Raw genomic sequence first — 23,548 nt, 5'->3', positions numbered from 1 at the left:
ATGGCAGACCGTATTCCACTAGCGTTCGGGAAAAGCATGTCCGGCGCAGCGACCTCGATCGATGAGATGCAGGCCGTGGACAAGATTCCGGCCGCATATCTGACAGCGCAGCCGCCGAACTTGTATGGCACGTACGCCGCACGTCCTGCAGCTAATGCTGTCCCTGCAAACTCCCTTTACGCAGCTAGCGATACCAAGGAAATTTATCTTTCCAACGGGACGGCATGGTCGCGAGTGGGAATTAGCTCTGCGCGAATTGCCTCTGCTGAAAGAACGACACCTTACTCAACAACTAGTTCCTCTGTCGCCGCAGTTCCTGGCATGTCGCTACAAATCGTCGCAACTGAGGTTCCCGCCGGTGTGCAATTCGGCGGAACCATGAACTATGGTTCTACATCTGCTACAGGTTTAATGGGACTATTTTGCGATGGATCACAAATTGGTCAGATTCTTGTAGGCATTACGAATTACACAAGTTATTCCGCTTATGCCACCTTGCCGGCAAAAACTCCAGGTTCTCTAGTAAATCTAGAAATCCGAGCAAGTTCTTCAAATAATTCCTCAGTCTTTAATATTTTTGGCGATCCAACAGATAGGCCGTATATTCGTGTGGTTTCTAACTAATGGCAATTCTGACGCTAACGGTAGGGAAAGTAAGGGCGGGGGAAAACGACCTGCTGCTATCACAAGAGCAATTGCTTCCACTTCGCCGGGCAGTGATTTATGTGCACGGCGCGGAAGGTGCCGCTGGGGGGCTGGCGTGGACGGTTCTACCAGGGCGTTGGGCCACATTGAACGCCGTAGCTCGGCGCTCGACTATCCTCAGTTCAGACCTTGGCGGAAATTCCACTTGGGGAAACGACGTTGTGATCAACGCGATCACCGCTGCCTGGAATTACCTCAAAACGCTGCCGGGAGTTTCCGCTGACCGCGTAAGCTTCCTGTGCCAATCGATGGGGACAACTGGCACGATCGCTTGGGCCGCAGCAAATCAAACTTTGGTTGATCGCATCGCTATGATGATCCCGGTGATTAATCTGCTGGATGTGCGAAATAACAGCAGTTATCAGGCGGCTATCGACACAGCGTACGGCGGGACGTACTCTGAGGCAACGCAAGGGGCTACGCACAACCCTCTGACGATGGCTCTCGCTGGCAAACTCGTGGGCATTCCGATCCAAATGTGGTACGGGGCTACGGATACGCTGTGCAAACCTGAATTTGCACTGCAATTCGCAGCTGCTGCGGGTAACTGCCAAGTTAAAAAAATGAACGGCGGACACGCGGAAGAAACGGTTTACAACATGGACTCTGAGGCGATCGCCAGCTTTCTTTCGGGGGGTGGGTAATGGCGTTTCCATCCAGCCCCTACATCGGACAGCCCTGGACCGAGTATGGTCGCAGCTGGGTCTATGACGGCGTTGGCTGGGGCGCGGTCGTCTCGGCGCTTCCTGGTGGCTCGGTGCTGCCGGTGCGCACTGTCTCGCAGCTCACCAACGCTGCAGCCGACATCAACCGCCAGTTCCGTTGCACTGACGCTCCCGGCGGCGAGGCAATCATCTACAGCGATGGCACGACCTACCTGCGCCAGTCCGATCAAAGCCCGGTGGTGTCCTGATGCCTGACCTAACCCGCATCACCGAGCTTTATGGCATCCCGCTAACTGCGCAGAACGACGGTCAGACGGTCGTGGCAGGAGAGGGCTTCTGCTTCCTGCCGAGCGGCCGCAGGATCATGAGCGCAGGCGCAACGCAGCTGATCCCTGCGGCGCAGGCGATTGGCTGGCTGCACGCCTACGGCTACGAGGTATCGAACAACACGCTGGGCCTTGAGCTATCCGCGACGGCGCCGGACACCGTTTACCGCGGCACCGCGCGCACGAAGACTGGCGACGTCACCAGGCGCTACCTCGGATCTGGCCGCATCGAGGCGATCGGCAAGCTTCGGGGTGGCCGGCATGTGAGCGTCGGCACGCGCGGCAATTACATCCTGCTCGACTACTCGACCACCTCATTTCAGACGCCACCGATGGCGCTGAATCTGGCGATCACGCTGCTGGCCACACCTACGCAGCAGGCGATCGACCTCACTCCATTCATTCCGCCGACCGCATCGGTAGTGGAACTCAAGGTCAGCAACCTGTCCAACTTGACCACCTACATCGGCAGGCCTGCCATGGGGGCGCTATCCCGCAACAACCGTGCGATCGACGTGGCGCCGAACAACAACCTCACGTTCCGGCTGCGCCTGGACAGCGACCAGGCCATGACCATGCTGGCCTCAACGACCGGGCTGCTGGGCGGCGTCGTATCGCTGGCCGCCGGCAACGTGGTCGTTGAGGTCGTGGGCTACTTCTTCGACCGCTAGGCGATCTGCCTGATGTTGCGCCCGGTGGCGCGCTCGCGCAGTTCGTCCATGTAATCGGCCCAACGCTGCATCATCCGCACACGCTCATCCAGGTGGCTGGTGCGGTTGTAGGCCCGGCCGTTGGGATCCTTCACCGCATGCGCCAGCTGGTGCTCGATGATGTCCGGCCGGAAGCCGAGCACCTCGTCAAGGATCGTGCGCGCCGCCGCGCGGAAACCGTGCCCGGTCATCATGTCGCTTTCGTAGCCGATGCGCCGGAGCGCTGAATTGACCGTGTTCTCGGACATCGGGCGCTTGGGGCTGAGCCTGCCGGCGAACACGAATTTCCCGTCGCCAGTGAGCGGCCGCAGATCCTCAAGGATCGCCAGGGCCTGCCGGGAGAGCGGCACCATGTGCTGCTGACGCATCTTCATCTTGTCGGCCGGGATGAGCCATTGCGCGGCCTGCTGGTCGATTTCCGCCCACTCGGCTTGGCGCAGTTCCCCAGGACGGACGAACACCAGCGGCGCCAGCAGCAGTGCGCAGCGCGTGATGTGGCTGCCTGTGTAGCCGTCGATGGCCGCCAGCAGCTTACCGAGGCTGGCAGGGTCCGTCACTGCCGCGTAGTGACGCTGGGGTTTGGGCCTGAGCGCGCCGCGCAGATCGGCGACGGGGTTGCGGTCTGCGCGCCCGGTGGCGATCGCATATCGCATGACCTGGCTGCAGTTCTGGATCACCCGATGACCGGACTCGATCGCGCCGCGGTTTTCCATGCGCCGCGCCAGTGCCAGGAAGTCTGGCGCCGTCAGCGCGCCGGCCGGCTGTGACCCGATCCACGGGAAGATGTCGTTCTCGAACCACGCCTCTACCTTGACTTGGTAGCTGGCCGCCCAGATCCGTCCCTTCAGCCACTCTCGGGCGAGGGCCTCGAACGTGTTGGCGGCCAGGCCCTGCTGCGCGCTGGCGTCTGCCTTGCGCTGCTGGCTTGGATCGATGCCTTGAGCGAGCAGGCGGCGCGCGTCTTCCCGCCGCGAACGTGCCAGTGCCAGCGGCACCTCTGGGTACACGCCGAGCGCCAGGCGCTTCTCCTTGCCGCCGAACCGATACTTCAGCCGCCACCATCGGCCACCCGCCGGCGAGATCTCCAGATACAGGCCGCCTCCGTCGAACAGCTTCTGCGTCTTGGCCGCTGGTTTCGCGCGGCGGATGGCGATATCGGACAGTGGGGGCATCTGGATCGGGCTGTGGGGGCAGGTGCCCCAAAATATGCCCCCACCGTCTCACGGGCTGCAACGGAACCGCTCGGGGTTCCTCGCAAACGATAAAGGCCGCGAAACCCTTGGTGCATCAGGGCTTGCGGCCTTCATGTGTCCCGTTCGGGACGCTATCTGGTGGAGCGGAAGGGGATCGAACCCTCGACCTTCGCGATGCGAACGCGACGCTCTCCCAGCTGAGCTACCGCCCCACGTGCTTCGATTCTAACCACATGCCGCACCGTTCGCCAAGGCGACCGGTAGCGGACCACGCTAACCGGCGCAGTCCAGCAAGAATTACTCGCGCACCAGCGGGAACTTGAGGTCCGGATTCTTGGCCTTCCACTCCTTGTACGACACCGAGCCTTCCCAGGCCGCAAAGGCCTTGGGGGTCCGGCCGCGGCCGGACCAGGTATCGCCGGTGTGCGGCAGTTCGTACTTCGGCTTCACTTCGCTGCGGCCGCTCTTGGCCACTTCCTTGCGCGCAGACGTAGTGCCCAGATAGGCGGCGATATCGTTGCGCTGCTTGGTGTTGAAGTGACCGGCAAACTGCTCGAGCAGCGAGACGATGGTGGCATGCGCAGAGGATGCCTCGCTCGCGCGCTCGGCTTTCTCCTGTTCTTCCAGCTTCTGCAGCTCGTCCAGCAGCTTGGCTTTGGCTTGCGCGATGGAATCCAGTTTCGAAGAGGTATTGCTCACAGAGGTATGGCCTCGGAATAAAGAGTGGAGACGCCGCCCTAGGGGCGCGCGCCATTATGGCATGCGGCCCGGGGGAGACCGCTGCATGTGCAGGTGCTTGCACATGGCGTGAACAGCCTTTTCACAAGCGCTGCTCGGCCGCTTTCGCATTGTCGTTGCGGGCGCTGCCCAGCTTACACGCAGGCTAGCAAATCCGACCATGACGATAGCAGGAGCAGGAGCAGGAGATGCGCGATGACCAGCGCAGCACCGGCTCACGCGAGCATGCCCGCATCATTCTGCCGATGAAGACGATGCGCCGCAGTACCGGACCACGACGCTAGGAGCGAGCAACCTCGCACTGCGCGCAAGAGTGATGTCTGTGGCTGCTACCAGCGCACGGACCCGTGGGCAGGGATGGACTGTTTCCAACACACTCTGGCGCGTTGGGCAGCGCCGGATTGACCGGGCGCATCGCTTCGAGCAGACCGCATCTGGCAAAAAGAAAGCCCGCATCGCTGCGGGCTGTCGTCTGCGTAACGCCGGGTTCACTGCGCCGTATGGTCGGCCAGCAACGGCATCAGCTGCGCTTCCAGCATTTCGCGACGCCACTGCCCCAGTGCGGCAGGCCAGCCGTGCTGCTCGATCAGGGTTTCCAGATGCCGACGCGACGCGAGCAGGCCGTCCGGCAAGCCGAGCTCGCGGCTGCGCTGGGCCACCGCATCCTGCAGCCGCTTGAGCACGGCCTTGTTGCCGTCGGTGGCGGCCTGCGCCAGCGGTGCGGTGTCTTCGTCCGGCAATGGCGTGTTGAGCGCATCCCATACCGCGTTGGCGAGCTTGCGTGGGGCCTTGGGGAATTTGTCGAACTGGCGCAGCAAGGCATCCAGATCCGCGGGCGGAAAGCGCGCCAGCTGGCTGGCCAGTTCGTTATCCAGAATCCAGCTGCGCGGGCGGTCGCTCTGACGCGCCTGCAGATCGCGCCAGCGCAGCAGCCGCAGCAACCGACGTTGCGCGGCCGGCTCCAGAAACTGCGCAGTGCGCAGGCTCACATGCGGCCAGCGCTCGCCGTCATCGTGCTCGACCGTGGCAAGCAGGCGCTCGGCGTCTTCGGCCAGCCAGCTCAGGCGATCCTGTTCGGTGAGGCGACGGGTCAGCTCGTCGTGAATCGCGAACAGGTAACGCACATCGTCGGCGGCGTATTCCAGTTGCGATGCCGACAGCGGGCGACGCATCCAGTCCGAGCGCGTCTCGCCCTTGGTCAGCAAGGTGCCGGTCACTTCCTGCACCAGCTTCTGGTAACCCATGCCGCCGCCCACACCGGCCAGCGCAGCAGCGATCTGGGTGTCGAACAGCGGGCGCGGCAACACGCCGCATGCGCACTTGAAGGTGACCAGGTCTTCGCTGGCGCTATGCATCACCTTGACGATGTCGGTGGCGGTCAACCACTCCTTGAGCGCCTCGTTCATGCCCGGGATCAGCGGGTCGATCAACAGGATCTCCTCGCCGATGGCCATCTGCACCAGTGCCAGTTGCGGCCAGTAGGTGCGTTCGCGAATGAATTCGGTATCCAGGCCGATGCGCGAGGGACGCGCCGCCTGCAGGCGTTCGGTCAGCTCGGAGGGGTGGGTGATCCAATGGGGCACGTGATTTCCGTCGACAGCAAGGGTTTGCGCAGAACGCGCAGAATAGCCTAACGTCGCGATCGCCTGTCGTGCGGCAGAGCACTGGAAGGAGCAGGTGGTGGGCAAGTGCGGTAACCGGATGGCAGCGTGGGCACTGGTCGCGCTCAGCATGTGCGCCTGTTCGCGTGCCCCCGCGCCGACACCGGCGCCGGCCGCTGCGCGGCAGCCGGCAGCGTCCGCGCAGCCGAACAAACCGAATGTGTCCATCGGTGGCGAAGAATCCGCCGAGACGATCGCGCAGTGGCAACCGCCGGCGGTGGAGCTGGGCGACGAGCCCTTGGCGCAGGCACGCAAGCGCGCCGACCAAGCCTTGCAGGACGATCGCCTGTATCGCGATGCGGACGATGCGATCCCGCTGTATCTTGCGATCGAACAACGCGCCGGTGGCAAGGATGCGGCCAGCCAGCGTGGCCTGGAACAGGCACGTGCACGCTTGATCGAACGCGGGCAGGCGCTGGTTGCGCAGACCGATCGACAGGACGATGCGCTCGAACAGGCGCGCGAGCTCGCCATCGTGGCCTTGGCGCTCGCACCCAACGACCCCAAGGTACGCGCCCTGCAAAGCGATGTGGAAACCGCGCAACGCGTGCTCGGTTTCAACCGCGCCGGCGAAGAAGATCTGCGCGGTGGCCGTCTGGGTGAAGACGGCAATGGCGCGCTGGCGAACTTTCGCGATGCCGCGCAACTGGACCCCGACAACCCACGCACGCGCCAGGGCCTGGCCGCAGTGGAAAGCGGCCTGCTGGAGCGCGCCGAACACGCCGCCGACGCTGCCGATTTCATCGGCGCGCGGTACTGGTTGCAGATGGCCGGGCAGGTGCGCGAGCGCGCGCCGACCATTGCCGATGCGCGCGCGCGTATCGAGCGCACGCGACGCGGGCAGATCGCCGCCTTGCACGACGCCGGTCTGCACGATCTGACCTCGCCGCGCGGGCTCAAGGCGGCCGGCGAGAAACTGGCGGAAGTGCTGCGCATCGCCGACCCGGGCGACCCGATGGCCGGCGACCTGCGGCGTCGCCTGGAATTGGCCACCCACTACGGCAGCTTCCGCCCCGGGCAGGTGTTCACCGATGGGCTCAAGGTCGGTGGCCGTGGGCCGCAGATGATCGTGGTGCCGCATGGCGCCTTTCAGATGGGTGCAGGCGACGCCGAACCGGGGGCATCCGACAACGAGCGCCCGGCGCACTACGTGCGCTTTGCGCGCGGCTTCGCGCTGTCGATCACCGAAGTGACGGTCGCCGAGTTCCGCCAGTTCGTCGAAGCCACCGGCGCGCGTCCGCGCGCTACCCGGCGCGGACACTCGGTGGTGTACGACGAGCGCAGCGGCAACTTCATCCGCCGCAGCGGCGTGGACTGGCAATCCGACTACAACGGCGCGCAGGCCGCGCCCAACAGCCCGGTGATGCACGTCAGCGTCCGCGATGCCGAAGCGTATGCGTCGTGGCTGTCGGAACAGACCGGTCGCCATTACCACGTGCCCAGCGAGGCCGAGTTCGAGTACGCGGTGCGCGCCGGCACCACCGGGCGCTATCCCTGGGGCAATGCCGGCTCGCCACCGCCCGATGCGGGCAATGTCACCGGCGGCAACGACGTCTCGCGCAGCGGCCGGCACTGGAATAACGGCTTCGTCGGCTACGGCGACGGGTTCTGGGGGCCGGCACCGGTGGGCAGCTTCCGCGCCAATGCCTGGGGCCTGCACGACATGGGCGGCAACCTGAGCGAATGGGTCGCCGATTGCTGGCACGCCAGCTATCGGCGTGCACCGGCCGACGGCGCGGCGTGGTTCAACCCGGGCTGCCGACAGCGCATGATCCGTGGCGGCAGCTGGGCCAATTCGCCGCAGCAGACGCGTGCGGCCTGGCGGCAATCGCAGGACTCCGATACCACCAGTGCGCGCATCGGCTTCCGGCTGGCACGCGGAATTTAGGCGCGCGGTTGCGAGTAGGGGGGGGCGCCGAGCGTGAGTGCTGGTGCTCCAGTTAGGGCACGCTGCAGATTCTCGCCTCGCTCAGTGTAGGTGCCTTCGCTGCCATCCAGCGGCGCTGCAGCAGCACCTTGCCGTGTGGACGACACACTGGCCGGCCAGGCAACCCGGCCCAGAACAGACGCAGCGGCAACAGCGCACGCACGCCAGCGCGGAGGACGTCGGGATCAAGGTAGGTCAATCCGACAATACTGCCGCTCCAAGGCAACATGGCCGATAACGCCTGCGCCCTTTGCCGCTTTTCAGGGCCCGGAGCTAACCAGCCGCCATCTGCAGTGTCCCTGGGTCCCATGGCTTAACCGCAGCGAACACCCGCCCGCAGCAAGCCGGAACCGTTGGCGCAGAACGAGGTCGAAGCGCCAGCGCTTCTGAAGGACTGCTGCGATGGGCATGGGGATCAAACTGTTTCGTTGGGTCGTTGCGATCCTGCTGATCGGCGGCAGTGGCTTTGCCGTGGCGCGGCATATGCAGGACGGCAACACCGCCGGGCATTACCGCTCGGTGGAAGTGGTCCGCCCGGAAGGCACGCCCAAGGCGATGGTGGTGCTATTGCCCGATAGCGGCCATCCGCAGCAGGCGCAGCAACTGGCCGACATGCTGAGCAACGACGGCGCCCTGGTGGCGGTGATCGATACCGCCAGCTACCGCGAACGTGTGCGGTCGCATCACGCCGCGTGCAGCTCGCTGGCCGACGACGCCGAGCGGCTCGGCAAGAAATTGCTGCGCGCCGAACACGTGGACGCGTTTCTGCCGCCGGTGCTGGTGGGGCAGGGCGATGGCGCGGTGCTGGCGCGTCAGGCCTTGGCGTCTGCCGCACCCGACGTGCTCGGCGGCGCAGTGGTGGCCGATGCCGGCACCAAGGAGGCGGGCCTGGCCTGTTCGCGCGATGTACCCGATGCCAATCAGGGCTTCCTCGATGATTTGGTCGACGATGCCAGCCCGATGCAGATTGCCGCAGCCACGCGCGGCCACTTCCAGGCAGCGCAGGCGCAGGGTCTGGGCGATCTGCCGCTGGTCGAAATGCACGCACCCGGCAGCGACAAGCTGGTGGTGATGCTGTCCGGCGATGGCGGCTGGCGCGAGCTGGACAAGGGCATTGCCGCGCAATTGCAGCAGCAGGGCGTGTCGGTGGTGGGCTGGAACAGCCTGCGCTACTTCTGGGCCAGCCGCACGCCGCAACAGGTGGGCGCCGATCTTGACCGGGTGATCGCCGCCTATCGGCAACGTTGGCATATCCATCACGTGGCGCTGGTCGGTTACTCGTTCGGCGCCGATGTGCTGCCGTTCGCCTACCCGGAAGTCTCGCCGCAGCAGCGTGCCTCGGTGCAGTTCGTCAGCCTGCTCGGGCTTGCCCATCAGGCAGACTTCAAGGTACGCGTCGGTGGTTGGCTGGGTTGGCATAACGATGCCGAGCGCGATGTCGAACCTGCGATCCAGTCGCTGGATGCGCATCGTCTGCAGTGCATCTACGGCAGCGAGGAAAAAGACACCCTGTGCCCGGAGCTGCGCACGCGCGGGGTAGAGGTCGTGATGCGGCCCGGCGGGCATCACTTCGATCACGATCCGGTGGTGCTGGCCGGATTGCTGATGCAGGGCTGGCAGCATGCGGCGCAGATACCTGCCCACGGCTAGCGCGTGTTCATGCCTTTGCCATGAGTGCAACGCCTCATGGCGGTTTGCGATGTCGCCAGGCGGTTGTGGCCGCGCGGGCAAAGTACCCAACGCAGTGGCGGCGCACACGCGGGCATTGCTGCGAGCCTCCGCTGCTCATCATTGCCGCGACCACGCAGGATGTGGTCGCCAACGCGCTGTCGGTCATGTGGCACAAGTACCCGCATCCGCGCTACGACGAGCAGCCGCTGCACGTCATTCTCGCGACGACACCGCCTGCGGTCTGACAATGCGCCGTCGGTTATCCGGCGCAAGCACCCGCACCTGTGTTGTCGCCGTCAGTCGTCGCTTGGCTCGACCCGCACCGCGAGGCTGCCATCGGCCAGTTGCGCACGCAGGCGCTCGCCTGGCGCCACGTCGGCGGCGCTGCGCACCACGCTGCCGTCGGCGGGCCGGGTGACGATGGCGTAACCGCGCGCCACGGTGGCGAGCGGGCTGACCGCTTCCAGCGAGCGCACCAGGCCGCGCAAACGTAATTGATCGTGCTGCAGCCGCCGTTGCATGGCCGCCTGCGGGTGCAATGCACGCAGCCGCTGCTGCAAATTGACCAGATTGCGTTGCGGGTTGTGCGCCGCAAGGCGGGTCTGCCCGCGTTGCACGCGTGCCTGCAGACGTTCCAGCAGCTGGGTCATGCGCGCACGCAACTGCCGGCCGGCTTCTTCCTGGCGGCGCTGCAGCAGCTGCAATCGTGCCTGCGGGCTGTGCGCCCGCAAGCGCAGTGCCAGCCGGTCGGCGCGCTGCATCGCATTTCCCAGCGCGTGCTGTTGCAGCTGGGCGATGCGCGCGCGCGCGCGCCGCACCCGTGCCACCAGTTCGCGTTGATCGGGCACCAGCAATTCGGCCGCCACCGACGGGGTGGGGGCACGCACGTCGGCGACAAAATCGCTCAGGCTGAAGTCGGTCTCGTGGCCCACCGCCGACACCACCGGTGTCTGCGCAGCGGCAATCGCGCGTGCCAGGCGCTCGTCGTTGAACGCCCACAGATCTTCCAGCGAGCCGCCGCCCCGGGTGATCAGGATGACGTCATAGCGCCCGGACGCATCGGCGCGCTGCAGCAGCGAGGTGACTTGCGCCGCAGCACTGTCGCCTTGCACCAGCGACGGCAACAGGTCCACTTCCAGTAGCGGGAAGCGCCGTGCCAGCACGCTGAGTACGTCGCGCACCGCCGCACCGCTGGGCGAGGTGATCACCGCCAGTCGCCGCACGTGCGCAGGCAACGGCTGCTTGCGCTCGGCATCGAACAGGCCTTCTGCCGCAAGCCGCGCGCGCAGTTCATCGAAAGCCCGCCGCAGCGCGCCTTCGCCGGCTTCTTCCATGTGGTCGAGCACCAGCTGGTAGTCGCCGCGCGCTTCGTACAGGGTCAAGCGGCCGCGTGCGAGCACGCGCAGGCCTTCGCGTGGCTGAAACTTCAGCCAGGTGCTCTTGGGCTTGAACATCGCGCAGCGGATCTGCGCGCGTGCATCCTTGAGCGTGAAATACAGATGGCCGGAAGACGGGCGGGTGACGCTGCTCAGTTCGGCTTCCACCCACACTAGCGGGAAGCTGCCTTCCAGCAGGTCGCGCGCCAATGTGTTGAGCTGGCTGGGAGTGAGGATCTGTTGGTTGCGGTCTGCCATCGCTGCATTATCCCGCAGTGGCGATGCGCATGCGTGAGCGCAGCGGCTGGAAACTCAGATGCCGTGCTGCGCCAGTGCCCAGCCCACGTGTTCGCGGACCAGCTCCGACGCGTCGTGGCGACGGGCTTCCAACGCCGCCAGCACCTCCGGCGTGCCGGGCGCATTGCCCAGGCCGACGGCGATATTGCGCAACCAACGCTGATGGCCGCTGCGGCGGATCGGGCTGCCTTCGGTGCGTTGCAGGAACTCGGGTTCGTCCCAGGCGAACAGCTGCGGCAGCGTTGCCACATCCAACGCGTTGCGTGCGCGGAAGTCGGCCTCATCGGTGCGCTGGGCGAACTTGTTCCAGGGGCAGACCAGCTGGCAGTCGTCGCAGCCGAAGATGCGGTTGCCGATCGGCTTGCGCATTTCTTCGGGAATCGCACCATCGTGCTCGATGGTGAGATAGGCGATGCAGCGGCGCGCATCCAGCCGATACGGCGCAATGATGGCCTGGGTCGGGCAGATGTCGATGCAGCGCGTGCAGCTGCCGCAATGCGCAGTGGCGGGCGTGTCGACCGGCAGCGGCAGATCCAGGTAGATCTCGCCCAGAAAGAACCACGAGCCGCCGTTGCGGTCGATCAGGCAGGTGTGTTTGCCGATCCAGCCCAGCCCGGCGTTGCGGGCCAGCGCGCGCTCCAGCACCGGTGCGGAATCGACGAATACGCGGTAGCCGAGGGCGCCGATCTCGCCCTGGATGCGCTCGGCCAGTTTCTGCAGCCGGTTGCGCATCAGCTTGTGGTAATCGCGGCCCAATGCATAACGCGCCACGTATGCGCGGGTGCCATCGTGCAAGGTCGTCCAGGCCTCGGTGTCGTCCTTGCGGCCGTAATCCATGCCCACCGACAACACCCGCAAGGTGCCCGGTACCAGCTCCTGCGGACGCGAGCGCTTGTCGCCGTGCTGGGCCATCCAGTGCATCGTTCCGTACAGGCCTTCTTCCAGCCAGCTGCGCAGATGCGCCTCGTCTTCGCCCAGCTCGATACCGGTGATGCCGCAGCGTTGAAAGCCCGCTTCGCGCGCAAGCGCATGGATGCGCGCGGCAGCATGGTTGGGGTCGGGGTGGGCGAGGGCGGCAGACATGGCGACAAGTATAGAATTCCCGGCATGTACGCACCGCTCGCTCTTTACGACACCGCTGCCGCGCGCACGCTCGATGCGCAGGCCACCACGCTGCTGGGTGGCGATGGCTATACCTTGATGCAACGTGCCGGGCAGGCCGCCTGGCAATGGTTGCTGGAACGCTGGCCGCAGGCGCGCCGCATCGTGGTGGTGTGCGGCACCGGCAACAACGGCGGCGATGGCTACGTGCTGGCGCGACTGGCGCAGCGCGCCGGACGCCAGGTGTGCGTGGTGCATCTGCCCGAGCACGGCCCGGCCTCGGCGCTGGCCCAGCGCGCCTGCACCGATTACCTGGCGGTTGGAGGTGCGATCGAGTTGTTTCCAACTCCGCTGGCGCAGGCCGATGTCATCGTCGATGCGCTGTTCGGTATCGGCCTGAACCGCGCGCCCGATGCGCAGACCGCCGCCTTGATCGAGGCCATCAACGCGGCAGGTACCCCGGTGCTGGCGCTGGATGTGCCCAGCGGGATCGATGCCGACCACGGCGTCGCTTTCGAGACCGCGGTGCGCGCCGATATCACCTTGCAGTTCATCGTCCCGCATGTCGGCCTGTATACCGGCGACGCACTGGAATATGCAGGCGAACGCGGCATTGCGTCGCTGGACGTGCCGGCCTCCGCATTCGAGGGGCTGCACCCGGCTGCACACAGCTGGAACAGCGATGCCCTGGCGGCGCACTTGCGGCCGCGTCGTCGCAATACGCACAAGGGCGAATCGGGGCGTGTGCTGTGCGTAGGCGGCAATCTCGGCAGCGGAGGCGCGATCCTGCTGACCGCAGAAGCCGCATTGCGCAGCGGTGCCGGGCTGGTGCAGGTCGCCACCCGCGCCGAGCATGTCACCGCGCTGCTGGCCCGTTGCCCCGAAGCGATGGTGCGCGCCGTGCAGGCCGGCGACGACATCGCCGCACTGGCCGATGCCGCCGATGTCGTTGCGCTTGGGCCGGGACTGGGCCAGGACGACTGGGCGCGCGCGTTGTGGCAGGGCGTGCTGGGGTCGGACAGCGCGGTCGTCATCGATGCCGATGGCCTGAATCTGCTGGCGGCCACCGCCGCGCCACCGCGTGGCCCGCGCGTACTGACCCCGCATCCCGGCGAAGCAGGGCGGCTGCTGGGGATCTCCACCGCGCAGGTGCAGCGCGACCGGCTAACCGCCGCTGCCGCGTTGGCCCAGCGCTTCGATGCAGTGGTGGTGCTCAAAGGGGCCGGCACGGTGGTGGCTGCCCCACGTGCGGTGCCGCGCATCATCGACGCCGGCAACCCCGGCATGGCCGTCGGCGGCATGGGCGACCTGCTGACCGGGGTGATCGCCGCCTTGCTGGGGCAGGGCTGGTCGACCTTCGATGCCGCCAGCCTTGGCGCCTTGCTGCATGGCTGCGCCGGCGATGCGGCCGCACGCGATGGCGAGCGCGGCCTGTTGCCCACCGACCTGCTGCCGCAGCTGCGTCGTTTCGCCAATGCCGGAGCCGGCGCATGAATCAGCTCGATGCACATTTGATCGACACAGAAGCCACCGAAACACTTGGTCGCGCCCTGGCCGCGGTGCGACCCGCCACGGCGATGGTCCAGTTGCATGGCGATCTGGGCGCCGGCAAATCCACGCTGGCGCGCGCGCTGCTGCGGGCGCTTGGTGTCACCGGCCCCATCCGCAGCCCCACCTACACCCTGATCGAGCGTTATCCGCTGAGCAGCGGCGACGAAGCCTGGCATCTGGACCTGTACCGCATCGGCAATGCCGGCGAGCTGGATTTCCTCGGTCTGGACGAAGGTAGCGCCAGTTTGTGGCTGGTCGAATGGCCGGAGCGCGGCGCAGGCGCCTTGCCGCCTGTGGATCTGGACGTGGAACTGGCCGTGGAGGGCGACGGGCGCAGCGTACGGTTGCTGGGCCGCAGCCCAGCCGGGCGCGATTGGCTGCATGCGGTGGCCCAACAAGCCGAGTTGCAGCCTCTTTTTGTCAGTGGACAAGAAGAATGAACGCCAGGTTACGGATTATTAAGGGAAATCACCTTGCAATTCACCCGGTTGGATGATTGAATCCAGCGCCATGACACCGGGGATCCGACATTTCTGCGCTTCCGCCCTGACCGCCAGCCTCAGCCTGGCGGTTTTTGCTGCGTGGGCCGGCGAAATCAAGGGTGTTGGTGTCAGCACCGGCGCCACCGGCACGCGTGCAGAAATTCAGTTGGTCGGTAGCGGCGGTTTCAAGACGCTGTCGCTGGCCAATCCCAATCGTTTGGTCGTGGATTTTCCGGATTCGGCAGCCGCGCGTGGCTTGAAATTGCCGCCAGCGAGCGGCCTGGTCACTTCGGTGCGCACCGGGCAACCTGTACCGGGCACGTTCCGGGTGGTGTTCGAGCTGGCAAGTCCGGTCACCGCGCTCAAGCCGCAGATGCAGACGCTGGGCAGTGCCTCCACCCTGGTGATCGAATGGCCGGGCGATCCGGCGCCTGCCGCTGCCACACCCGTTGCGGCCGGCACGCCTGCCGCACTGCCGCCGCCGCGTCCCGTCAACGCGCAGGCCGAAGCCGCACGCGCAACCGCGGCCCTGGCTGCGTCCGCGCAGCGTGCCTCGTCTGTACCGCCAACACCTACGCCGCAGCCGCCCGCGCCGGTCGTCGTGCCTGCTTCGGCGATGCCCACTGTCACGACTGCAGCGGTGCCAACCACCGTTGCCACCGGTGTGCCGACGCCGCGTCCGGGAACGCCGGCCGCCACGCAGACGGCTCCGGTCGGCAATCCGGCGAATCGTGTCGCCGTGAATCCCGCCACTCCTGCGACCGGTGCAACGTCCGCAGGCAGCGCATCCGCTGCCGCAATCTTGAATGGCGGCAGCACGCCGATGGCGGCGGCCGGCGGCTCGGTCGTTTCTGGCACTGCGCCCGGCGCCAGTGCAGACGACGATCTCCCGCCGCGCCCGGTGCTGCCCAGCGAGGCCTCGCGGATCAAGATGGCGCCCGGCATGCGGCCGCTGATCGTCGCCATCGACCCCGGCCACGGCGGCCAGGATCCGGGCGCGATGGGCCCGACCGGCAAGCGCGAAAAAGACGTGACCCTGGCGGTCGGCCGCGAACTGGCGCGCCAGATCAACGCCACGCCCGGCATGAAGGCGTACCTGACCCGCGATAGCGACGTGTTCATTCCGTTGCCGATGCGTGCGCAAAAAGCGCGTGCCGCCAAGGCCGACATTTTCATTTCCATCCATGCCGACGCTGCAGAAAATCGCAGTGCAACTGGCTCGTCGGTGTATGTGCTGTCGACCAAGGGCGCCTCCTCGCAACGCGCGCGCTGGCTGGCCGACAAGGAAAACGCCGCCGATCTGGTCGGTGGCGTGCGTCTGCAACAGACCGAAAGCACGCTGGCCAATGTGCTGCTCGACCTGGCACAGAGCGGCCACATGAAGGCCTCCGAAGATGCCGCCGGGCACGTGTTGGGTGGCCTCAAGCGCATCGGCAACAATCACAAGCCGCAGCTGGAACGCGCCAACTTCGCGGTGCTGCGCACCTCCGACATGCCGGCCATGCTGGTGGAAACCGCCTTCATCTCCAACCCGGACGAAGAGCGCCGGCTGATCGACCCGGCCTACCAGCGCAAGATCGCCGCCGCCGTGCTGGATGGCATCGATACCTTCTTCACCCGTCAGCCGCCTCCGGGCACCTTGTTTGCCGCGCGCGCGCAGGCCGAAGCCGATGCCGTCGGCACCGTGGCCGGCGGCAGTCGCTGACCCGCTCGGCTATCATTCCGCACTGATTCCTTGAGCGACGGCGCCTGCGCGCCGCCGGATTGCCGTGCCGACGTTCGTCTTGCCTGCCACACCCGCGATGCACCCTGTTTTGCGCTGCCAGCGCCAAAGCGCGCGCTGATGGCGATCCGTCAGTTACCCGAGATCCTGATCAATCAGATCGCTGCCGGCGAAGTCGTCGAGCGGCCCGCATCGGTGGTCAAGGAGCTGGTCGAAAACGCCCTCGATGCCGGCGCCACTCGCGTGGATATCGATTTGGAAGAGGGCGGCGTGCGCCTGATCCGCATCCGCGATAACGGCGGCGGCATTCCGCCCGATGAACTGCCGTTGGCGGTGTCGCGGCATGCCACCAGCAAGATCGCCTCGCTGGACGATCTGGAAACCGTCGCCACGCTCGGCTTCCGCGGCGAAGCCTTGCCTTCGATCGCCTCGGTCAGCCGCTTTACGCTGATGTCGCGGCGTCACGATGCCGAACACGGCTCGGCCCTGCAGATCGAAGGCGGGCGGCTTGGCGAAGTAACGCCGCACGCGCATGCGCCCGGCACCACGGTGGAAGTGCGCGAGTTGTTCTTCAACGTGCCGGCGCGGCGCAAGTTTCTGCGTGCCGAACGCACCGAACTCGGGCACATCGAAGAGTGGCTGCGCTCGTTGGCGTTGGCGCGCCCGGATGTGGAATTGCGCGTCTCGCACAACGGCAAACCGTCGCGCCGCTACAAGCCGGGGGATCTGTACTCGGATGCGCGGCTGGGCGAAACCCTGGGCGAGGATTTCGCGCGCCAGGCCTTGCGGGTCGATCACAGCGCTGCCGGCCTGCGCCTGCATGGCTGGGTCGCGCAACCGCATTACTCGCGGGCCAGCACCGACCAGCAGTATCTCTACGTCAACGGCCGCTCGGTACGTGATCGCAGCGTGGCGCACGCGGTCAAGATGGCCTATGGCGATGTGTTGTTCCATGGCCGCCAACCGGCATATGTGCTGTTTCTGGAGCTGGACCCGGCGCGCGTGGACGTTAACGTGCACCCGGCCAAGCACGAGGTGCGCTTCCGCGAAGCGCGGCTGATTCACGACTTTGTCTATCGCACCCTGCAGGATGCGCTGGCGCAGACGCGCGCCGGCGCCACGCCCAACAGCATCGGCAGCGACGGTGCCGGCTACGCGCCTGCTGGTGAAATGAGCAGCACCGTCGGCGGCGGTGCCGCACCGTATGCCGGCGCACCTGGCAATGGTGGCGGCTCAGGTAGCTACGCCAACTGGACGCCCTCGCAGACGCCGTTGGGTCTGCGTGTGGACGAAGCGCGTGCAGCCTATAGCGCGTTGTATGCGCCGCCATCTGGCAGCGCGCAGCAGTCCGCCAGCCTGCTGCAGTTCTCCGGGACCGGCCTGCCAGCCACGGCCGAAGACAGCGGCGTGCCGCCGCTGGGCTACGCCGTGGCGCAATTGCACGGCATCTACATCCTGGCCGAAAACGCCGAAGGCCTGATCGTGGTGGACATGCACGCTGCGCACGAACGCATCGGCTACGAGCGGCTGAAGAACGCGCACGACAGCATCGGTCTGCATGCGCAGCCGTTGCTGGTGCCGATGACCTTGGCAGTGGGCGAGCGCGAAGCAGATACCGCCGAGCGCGAGGCCGAGACGCTGGCGACCCTGGGCTTCGAGATCACCCGCGCCGGCCCGCAATCGCTGCACGTTCGCAGCATTCCCGCCTTGCTGGCCAATGCCGAGCCGGAGGCGTTGCTGCGCGATGTGCTGGGCGACCTGCGCGAGCACGGTCAGAGCCGCCGCATCGCCAGCGCACGCGACGAACTGCTGTCGACCATGGCCTGCCACGGCGCGGTGCGCGCAAATCGACGTCTCACCGTGCCTGAAATGAACGCGCTGCTGCGCGATATGGAAGCCACCGAGCGCTCGGGTCAATGCAACCATGGCCGACCCACCTGGGCTCGGTTTACGCTGAGCGATATCGATCGTTGGTTTCTCAGGGGGCGATGATGGCAGTGCACACGGGGAAGGGCTGGCTGCTCGGCATGCTGGTGGCAGCGGCGCTGGTCGGATGTGGGCGCGATGCGCCGCCGCCTGCCGCGCCGGTGGCGTTGGACAAGACATTCCTGGCCGACAACGCCGCCTGGCGCGAAAGCCGGATCAACGAACTGCGTGCGCCCGATGGCTGGACCAGCCTGGTCGGGCTGCATTGGCTGTCGCTGAAAGCGCATTACATCGGCAGTAGCGCCGATAGCGGCATCCGGCTTGCGGTCGGGCCGCCGAAGATGGGCATGGTGTCCAGCGAGGGTGGGGCGGTGTGGTTCGTGCCCGAACGTGGCGCTGCGCTCAGCGTGGATGGCAAGCCGCTGACCGGCAAGATCCGCTTCCAGTCCGATCGCGATCCGCAGCCCACGTTCATCCACTTCGACGATGGCAAGGGCGTGCTCAGCCTGATTCATCGCGGCGACCGCGACGCGCTGCGGGTCAAGCACGCCGACGCGCCATCGCGCAGCAAATTCGCCGGGCTGGAATACTGGCCGGCAGATCCTTCCTGGCGCATCACCGCACGCTACGTGCCCAACGATGTCGGCAAGACCATCCCGATCGTAGACATCGTCGGCATCAGTAGCGAGCAGCCCAACGCCGGCGCCATCGTCTTCGAGCGCGATGGCAAGACATATCGGCTGGAAACGATCGGCGAACCTGGGCGGCCGGCCTTCGTCGTATTCGCCGACCGCACCAGTGGGCACGGCAGCTATCCGGCCGGGCGCTTCCTGGACGTGGACGTGCCGGATGCGTCCGGTCATGTGGTGGTGGACTTCAATCGCGCCTACAACCCGCCGTGCGCGTTCACTCCCTTCGCAACCTGCCCGTTGCCGCCGCCGGAAAACCGGATCGATCTGGCGGTCTCGGCCGGCGAGAAAACCTACAAGGTGCCGCACTGACGTGATGAGGTGGATACGGTGAACGTTGATGCGATGACGGTGCGCCTGCGTGCGCGCATTGCCGCCTGGTGCAGTGGCGCGCTGATCGGCCTGGCGCTATGGAGCGGGGCGGCCGCACCGGCCTGGGCGCGCGGTGCCAACGACGCACCTGCCGGCCCGCCGGTGCCGCTGTTGTGGAAAGTCGACGGCAAGGGCGGCACGCTCTATCTGCTGGGCTCGTTCCACGTGCTCAAGCCCAGCGATTACCCATTGTCGCCGGATGTGATGCAGGCATTCGCCAAGGCCGACCGTCTGCTGTTCGAGCTGCCGCCGTCGGATGCGCAATCGCCGCAGCTGGCCAGCCGCATGCTGCAAGTGGCACGACGCACCGATGGCCGCACCTTGCAGGACGTGCTGGACGCAAAGACCTGGCAGGCGCTCAGTGCCTACGCGCGCAAGTACGGCATGTCGATCGACGCCCTGCAGTCGCTCAAACCCTGGTTCGTCGCGCTATCGATCAGCCTGGCCGAGATGAGCCGGCAAGGCATGGACGCGAACGCGGGTCTGGATCATTACCTGATGGATCAGGCGCAGGCCAAGGGCAAGCCCACCGACGGCCTGGAGCGCGCCGAAGAACAGATCGCCCTGCTGGATGGCATGTCGCCCACCGAGCAGCATCAGCTGCTGGAAGAGGCGCTGGACGAAGCCGAGACCACCGATCAGCTGCGTCGGCTGCATGCGGCCTGGCGCGACGGCGACGTGCATACGCTATCCACGCAAATGGCCGAAGACATGCGCCGCCAGTACCCGGCGCTGTATCAGGACATCAATGTCGAACGCAATGCGCGTTGGGTGCCGCGGCTGGAAAAACAGCTGGGCAAGGGCAGCGGAACCACCTTGGTCGTGGTAGGCGCCCTGCATCTTTTGGGGGCTGACGGTGTGGTGGAGCGCCTGCGTGCGCGCGGCTACCACGTAGAGCGGATCTGCTCGGCCTGCGCGCAGCAGGCTGGCCACTGACCAGTCGCGCCTCCAGCCGCTCAGGCTGGAAGGCGCGAGCAGTGGCTTCATCCGCGGTTGCGGGCCTTGCCGGTGGTGCTGGTGTGGCTGTTGGACGCACCGTGCGTGCCGGTGCCCATCGGGCCGCTGCCCATGCTGCCGGCGCCAGGCGGGGTCGGCGGTGTGCCAGGGCCACCCGGACGACCGAAACCGGCGCCGAAGTTGCGCTGAAACTCCTGCCACAACTCCAGGTTGCGCTCTGTCAGCTGGTTCATCATCGCCCACGGGGTCTGCCCGAGCAGGTTGCCCATCTGCTGGCGGAACTGCTGCTGCTGGTCCAGGAACACCTGCATGCTGCGCTCCAGGTAGTTACCCATGAAGCCCTGCAGCGAATCTCCGTAGAAACGGATGATCTGGCTCAGCAACTGGGTGGAGAGCATCGGCTCGCCGTCCTGTTCCCGGTCGGCAATGATCTGCAACAAGACGGCACGACTTAAATCTTCGCCACTCTTGGCATCGCGGACTTCGAACTCCTCGCCGTCGATGATCAACTGGCGCACATCTTCGATGGTGATATAGCTGGAAATCTCGGTGTCGTAGAGACGGCGATTGGGATACTTCTTGATGATGCGAAGTCCGGCCATGGAACGTTCACTCACACTGATAGTGCGCGCAGGATGGCGCAGCGCAGCAGCGGTTGCAACAGCCAAAAGGCCTTATTTGCTGAAGCGGACACATTAAAAATGTTGCGCAACATGGTTTTTGGCTCGAATCCATGCTGCACCGCAAAGTTGCAGCAAACGTTACCAGCCCATGTGGTGCCCGCCGTTGATGTCCAGATTGGACCCGGTAATCCAGGCAGCCTCTTCCGCGACCAGAAACGCCACGGCGTAGGCGATCTCTTCCGGGCGTCCCAGCCGGCCCGTCGGGATGTCGGCCACGATCTTGGCGCGGACCTCTTCCGGCACTGCCATCACCATGTCGGTGGCGACGTAACCGGGCGAGACCGTGTTGACCGTGACCCCGAACGCGGCGTTCTCGCGCGCCAGCGAAATGGTGAAGCCATGCATGCCGGCCTTGGCGGCTGCGTAATTGGCCTGGCCGTACTGGCCCTTGAGCCCGTTGATGGAACTGATCTGGATCACCCGGCCCCAACCGCGCTTGCGCATGCCCTCGATCACCGGGCGGGTGACGTTGAACACCGAGTTGAGGTTGGTGTTGATCACGTCGTGCCATTGCTCGGCGGTCATGCGGTGGAAGGTGGTATCGCGGGTGATGCCGGCGTTGTTGACCAGAACCTCGATCGGCCCCAGCGATGCTTCCACTTCCTCGACCAGGGCGCGCGCATGCTCGGACGACGCCACATCGCCACGGAACAAGGCAAATGTGTAGCCCTGCGCCTGCATGCGCTGCTGCCAGTCGCGCGCCTTTTCGTCGTTGCGGAAGTTGCTGGCCACCTTGTGGCCCTGGTCGGCCAGACGCTTGCAGATGGCGGTACCGATACCGCCGGTGCCGCCGGTGACCAATGCGACGCGAGATGTCATGACGACTCCAATAAGCGGGTAAGGCCGGGGTGATCAGGGTGCCGGCGCAGGCGCCGCGCCCGGATGCCGGTGCTGGGTCGCAATTCTAGTCACGCCCGGGCTGCGATGCGCGCCCATCGCTGCCCTGGGTGGCCGTGCGCGTCAGCAGGTCGGGCGAAAAATGCTGCACGGCATGCTGCAGCAGCGTGTCGATGCCCGCATGCCGCGGCAGGGCGGACGCCAGCTGGCCCAGGGCCTGCCAGGCGGCACGCAGCGCCGGCAACGGGTCGGCGTCGTCCAGTGCGGGCGCACCATGCGATTTGGACAACTTGCGGCCATCGGCATCCAGGATCAGCGGCAGATGCAGATAGCGCGGCTGCGGCAGGTTCAGGGCGCGCTGCAGCAGGAGTTGGCGCGGGGTGGAGTCGAGCAGGTCGGCGCCGCGCACGACATCGGTGATGCCTTGCAGTGCATCGTCCACCACCACCGCCAACTGGTACGCCCAATAGCCATCGGCACGGCGCAGCACCACATCGCCAACGTCGGTGTAGACGTCCTGCAGCACATGCCCTTGTAAGGCATCGTCGAAGCCGACCGGCGCCTGTGGCGGCACCCGCAGGCGCACCGCGCGCCGGTCGCCCAGCGCCGCCACGCAGGCGTGGTGGATGCCGCCCATCTGCGCCAGATCGGCGCGGCTGCAGCTGCATTCGAACGCCAGCCCGGTCTCCAGCAGTGCGGTGATGGCGTCGCTGTAGTGCGCATCGCGGTCCGATTGCCGGATCACCGGCAGGTCCGAGACCAGCCCGAACGCGGCCAGGCTGCGCAGCTGGCGTTCGGACGCGCCCGCTTCAGCGCGTGGCGGGTCGATGTCCTCGATACGCACGCACCACTGCCCACCGGCATGACGGGCGAGCAACCAGCTGCCGAACGCCGCCAGCAGGGAGCCGAAGTGCAGGGGGCCGGTCGGGGAGGGCGCGAAGCGTCCGCGGTAGGGAGGCGATGGCATAGGCAGCTGAATCGTCGGTCAGGTGCTTGCTTGATTTCAAGCCGCGACGGCCGCAACTCCGCACCAGTTCACCCCGCATGAGTGGAGCAAGCGCGTCATGTTCAACCGCATTTTCCTGTTCCTGCTGACCAACCTGGCGGTGTTGTTCCTCGCCAGCATTGTGATGTCGGTCCTGGGCGTCAACTCTGCGCAGATGAGCGGCTTGCTGGTGATGGGCGCCATCTTCGGTTTCGGCGGCGCGTTCATTTCCCTGCTGCTGTCCAAATTCATGGCCAAGCGCAGCACCGGTGCGCAGGTGATCACCGAGCCGCGCACCCCGACCGAGCGGTGGTTGCTGGAGACGGTGCGGCGCCAGGCGCAGGCCGCCGGCATCGGCATGCCGGAAGTGGCGATCTACGAGGGCCCGGAAATCAATGCCTTCGCAACCGGCGCCAATCGCAACAATGCCCTGGTCGCGGTCTCCACCGGCCTGCTGCAGAACATGAGCCAGGACGAGGCCGAAGCAGTGCTGGGTCATGAAATCGCCCATGTCGCCAATGGCGACATGGTCACCATGGCGCTGTTGCAGGGCGTGTTGAACACTTTCGTGATCGTGTTGGCGCGTGTAGTCGGCGGCATCATCGACAGCACCTTGTCGGGCAACCGCGAGGGTGGCCGCGGCTTTGCGTACTACATCATCGTGTTCGCGCTGGAGATGGTGCTTGGCATGTTCGCGACCATGATCGCGATGTGGTTCTCGCGCCGTCGCGAGTTCCGTGCCGACGCCGGTGGCGCGCAGCTGGCCGGACGCAACAAGATGATCGCCGCGCTGGAGCGGCTGTCGCTCAACCATGGCCAGAGCACCTTGCCCTCGCAGGTACAGGCGTTCGGCATCTCCGGTGGGGTGGGCGACGGCTTGCGTCGGCTGTTCCTGAGCCACCCGCCGCTGACCGAGCGCATTACGGCGTTGCGTGCGGCCAATGGTGCGGCACTGTAAGCGGCCCCCGAGATC

21 protein-coding genes and 1 tRNA gene are annotated in these 23,548 nt (G+C 66.0%); 13 read left to right on the top strand and 9 right to left on the bottom strand.

The features are described from left to right. Genes ACCQ06_RS13135 through ACCQ06_RS13120 form a run of 4 tightly spaced genes read left to right on the top strand, consistent with a single transcriptional unit; the run spans position 1 to position 2,367 of the window. Complete coding sequence (locus ACCQ06_RS13135; protein WP_316686217.1) at positions 1-624, top strand: hypothetical protein; 624 nt, start codon at positions 1-3, stop codon at positions 622-624. Further along, on the top strand, positions 624-1,349 hold the full coding sequence (locus ACCQ06_RS13130) for an alpha/beta hydrolase family protein (protein WP_316686215.1): 726 nt from the start codon (positions 624-626) through the stop codon (positions 1,347-1,349). Before ACCQ06_RS13135 ends, ACCQ06_RS13130 begins: the two co-directional genes overlap by 1 nt. Further along, entirely contained in the window at positions 1,349-1,618 is a 270-nt protein-coding gene (locus tag ACCQ06_RS13125) for a hypothetical protein (RefSeq protein ID WP_316686213.1), read from the top strand. The genes ACCQ06_RS13130 and ACCQ06_RS13125 overlap by 1 nt, the downstream gene beginning before the upstream one ends. Continuing rightward, complete coding sequence (locus ACCQ06_RS13120; protein ID WP_316686210.1) at positions 1,618-2,367, top strand: hypothetical protein; 750 nt, start codon at positions 1,618-1,620, stop codon at positions 2,365-2,367. The genes ACCQ06_RS13125 and ACCQ06_RS13120 overlap by 1 nt, the downstream gene beginning before the upstream one ends. On the opposite strand, the gene ACCQ06_RS13115 is transcribed toward ACCQ06_RS13120, so the two are convergent. The 4 genes from ACCQ06_RS13115 to rnd form a co-directional block, all read right to left on the bottom strand. After that, complete coding sequence (locus tag ACCQ06_RS13115) at positions 2,364-3,578, bottom strand: tyrosine-type recombinase/integrase (protein WP_316686209.1); 1,215 nt, start codon at positions 3,576-3,578, stop codon at positions 2,364-2,366. The genes ACCQ06_RS13120 and ACCQ06_RS13115 overlap by 4 nt on opposite strands. A 157-nt stretch (positions 3,579-3,735) precedes the next feature. Beyond that, positions 3,736-3,811 (bottom strand) — tRNA-Ala (locus tag ACCQ06_RS13110). Positions 3,812-3,896: 85 nt separating this feature from the next. Next, positions 3,897-4,298, bottom strand: a complete 402-nt coding sequence (locus ACCQ06_RS13105; RefSeq protein WP_104614702.1) for an H-NS histone family protein — start codon at positions 4,296-4,298, stop codon at positions 3,897-3,899. Positions 4,299-4,825: 527 nt separating this feature from the next. Further along, positions 4,826-5,920, bottom strand: a complete 1,095-nt coding sequence (gene rnd / locus ACCQ06_RS13100; RefSeq protein WP_316686206.1) for a ribonuclease D — start codon at positions 5,918-5,920, stop codon at positions 4,826-4,828. A gap of 118 nt (positions 5,921-6,038) precedes the next feature. On the opposite strand from rnd, the gene ACCQ06_RS13095 reads away from it, so the two are divergent. Together ACCQ06_RS13095 and ACCQ06_RS13090 are read left to right on the top strand one after the other, a co-directional pair. Beyond that, entirely contained in the window at positions 6,039-7,886 is a 1,848-nt protein-coding gene (locus ACCQ06_RS13095; RefSeq protein ID WP_316686204.1) for an SUMF1/EgtB/PvdO family nonheme iron enzyme, read from the top strand. A gap of 441 nt (positions 7,887-8,327) precedes the next feature. Further along, positions 8,328-9,575, top strand: coding sequence for an AcvB/VirJ family lysyl-phosphatidylglycerol hydrolase (locus ACCQ06_RS13090; RefSeq protein WP_104614700.1), 1,248 nt, complete (start codon positions 8,328-8,330; stop codon positions 9,573-9,575). Between the two features lie 317 nt (positions 9,576-9,892). Here the strand turns inward: ACCQ06_RS13090 and xseA are convergent, their stop codons facing one another. After that, positions 9,893-11,230 (bottom strand): exodeoxyribonuclease VII large subunit, encoded by a 1,338-nt coding sequence (gene xseA / locus ACCQ06_RS13085; protein WP_316686200.1) that lies wholly within the window; start codon positions 11,228-11,230, stop codon positions 9,893-9,895. A gap of 54 nt (positions 11,231-11,284) precedes the next feature. Continuing rightward, positions 11,285-12,352 (bottom strand): tRNA epoxyqueuosine(34) reductase QueG, encoded by a 1,068-nt coding sequence (queG, locus tag ACCQ06_RS13080; protein WP_316686199.1) that lies wholly within the window; start codon positions 12,350-12,352, stop codon positions 11,285-11,287. A gap of 24 nt (positions 12,353-12,376) precedes the next feature. Here queG and ACCQ06_RS13075 point away from each other — a divergent pair, with 24 nt between their 5' ends. The 6 genes from ACCQ06_RS13075 (at position 12,377) to ACCQ06_RS13050 (ending at position 20,049) form a co-directional block, all read left to right on the top strand. Further along, entirely contained in the window at positions 12,377-13,864 is a 1,488-nt protein-coding gene (locus tag ACCQ06_RS13075) for an NAD(P)H-hydrate dehydratase (RefSeq protein WP_316686196.1), read from the top strand. After that, entirely contained in the window at positions 13,861-14,361 is a 501-nt protein-coding gene (gene tsaE, locus ACCQ06_RS13070) for a tRNA (adenosine(37)-N6)-threonylcarbamoyltransferase complex ATPase subunit type 1 TsaE (protein WP_316686193.1), read from the top strand. The genes ACCQ06_RS13075 and tsaE overlap by 4 nt, the downstream gene beginning before the upstream one ends. Positions 14,362-14,431: 70 nt before the next feature. Next, positions 14,432-16,108 carry an N-acetylmuramoyl-L-alanine amidase gene (locus ACCQ06_RS13065; RefSeq protein WP_316686191.1) on the top strand — a complete coding sequence of 559 codons (1,677 nt, stop codon included), beginning with the start codon at positions 14,432-14,434 and terminating at the stop codon, positions 16,106-16,108. 138 nt (positions 16,109-16,246) lie between these two features. After that, positions 16,247-18,118, top strand: a complete 1,872-nt coding sequence (gene mutL, locus ACCQ06_RS13060) for a DNA mismatch repair endonuclease MutL (RefSeq protein WP_104614736.1) — start codon at positions 16,247-16,249, stop codon at positions 18,116-18,118. Beyond that, positions 18,118-19,053: a DUF1684 domain-containing protein gene (locus ACCQ06_RS13055; RefSeq protein WP_228323827.1), complete on the top strand. Its 936-nt coding sequence runs from the start codon at positions 18,118-18,120 to the stop codon at positions 19,051-19,053. Before mutL ends, ACCQ06_RS13055 begins: the two co-directional genes overlap by 1 nt. A 33-nt stretch (positions 19,054-19,086) precedes the next feature. Then, positions 19,087-20,049 carry a TraB/GumN family protein gene (locus tag ACCQ06_RS13050; RefSeq protein WP_316692595.1) on the top strand — a complete coding sequence of 321 codons (963 nt, stop codon included), beginning with the start codon at positions 19,087-19,089 and terminating at the stop codon, positions 20,047-20,049. A gap of 47 nt (positions 20,050-20,096) precedes the next feature. On the opposite strand, the gene phaR is transcribed toward ACCQ06_RS13050, so the two are convergent. The 3 genes from phaR to gluQRS form a co-directional block, all read right to left on the bottom strand. Beyond that, positions 20,097-20,672, bottom strand: a complete 576-nt coding sequence (gene phaR, locus ACCQ06_RS13045; RefSeq protein WP_316686187.1) for a polyhydroxyalkanoate synthesis repressor PhaR — start codon at positions 20,670-20,672, stop codon at positions 20,097-20,099. Between the two features lie 159 nt (positions 20,673-20,831). Further along, positions 20,832-21,572: a beta-ketoacyl-ACP reductase gene (locus tag ACCQ06_RS13040; protein ID WP_104614692.1), complete on the bottom strand. Its 741-nt coding sequence runs from the start codon at positions 21,570-21,572 to the stop codon at positions 20,832-20,834. Positions 21,573-21,657: 85 nt separating this feature from the next. Further along, a complete protein-coding gene (gene gluQRS / locus ACCQ06_RS13035; RefSeq protein ID WP_316686184.1) occupies positions 21,658-22,557 on the bottom strand; it encodes a tRNA glutamyl-Q(34) synthetase GluQRS in 900 nt (299 codons plus the stop codon). A gap of 97 nt (positions 22,558-22,654) precedes the next feature. Between gluQRS and htpX the strand changes: the two genes are divergently transcribed. After that, positions 22,655-23,533, top strand: coding sequence for a protease HtpX (htpX, locus tag ACCQ06_RS13030; protein WP_228323829.1), 879 nt, complete (start codon positions 22,655-22,657; stop codon positions 23,531-23,533). Positions 23,534-23,548 lie beyond the last annotated feature (15 nt).

The organism is Xanthomonas sp. NCPPB 4467 (assembly GCF_041475665.2).
Classification (GTDB): domain Bacteria; phylum Pseudomonadota; class Gammaproteobacteria; order Xanthomonadales; family Xanthomonadaceae; genus Xanthomonas; species Xanthomonas dyei.
Note: the sequence above shows the minus strand (reverse complement) of the source record. Positions and strands in the feature narration are given on the sequence as shown.